Below are 579 nucleotides of genomic sequence, written 5' to 3'. Positions count from 1 at the left end.
CGAATGTACGACCAATCAAACGCTTAATTGCGAATAAAGTATTAGCAGGATTAGTAACTGCCTGACGCTTCGCTGGCTGACCAACTAATGTTTCGTTATCGTCAGCAAATGCAATGATAGATGGGGTAGTACGATCACCCTCTGCGTTTTCGATAACTTTTGCCTGATCACCATCCAATACAGATACACAAGAGTTTGTAGTACCTAAGTCGATTCCAATGATTTTTCCCATTGCTTCTCTCCACTCTAAATTCTGTTAAAGGCGCTCGCCTTTGTATAAGCTTTGATCTTTATGTTTGGCCTTTTTTTTAGTTTTCAAGGACCAAATTTAATTTTTAAACGTAAACTTTTGCTGACGTAAATTTACTGCGCAACAACAACCATTGCCGGACGAATTAATCGTCCATTCAAGGTATAACCTTTCTGCATTGCCGCGATCACTGTGTTTGACTCCGCATCAGGTGCTGGAACCATGCTCATCGCCTCATGCAATGCTGGATCAAATGGCTTCCCAATGGGGTCAACCTGCTCAACGCCAAACTTGGCAATTCCGCTCAGCATGATCGTCAAAGTCATCTC

At 42.5% G+C, this 579-nt stretch carries 2 protein-coding genes; both read right to left on the bottom strand.

The genetic code is table 11. From position 1 onward, the window contains the following. Nucleotides 1–232 (bottom strand): Hsp70 family protein (locus A3739_RS05850; protein ID WP_156502385.1); only part of this gene is annotated, 232 nt, incomplete at its 3' end. Nucleotides 233–363: 131 nt separating this feature from the next. After that, the coding region (gene grpE / locus A3739_RS05845) for a nucleotide exchange factor GrpE (RefSeq protein WP_156502384.1) at nt 364–579 on the bottom strand (216 nt) is incomplete at its 5' end.

The organism is Oleiphilus sp. HI0067 (assembly GCF_001635735.1).
This window is presented reverse-complemented; position numbering and strand designations above follow the sequence as displayed.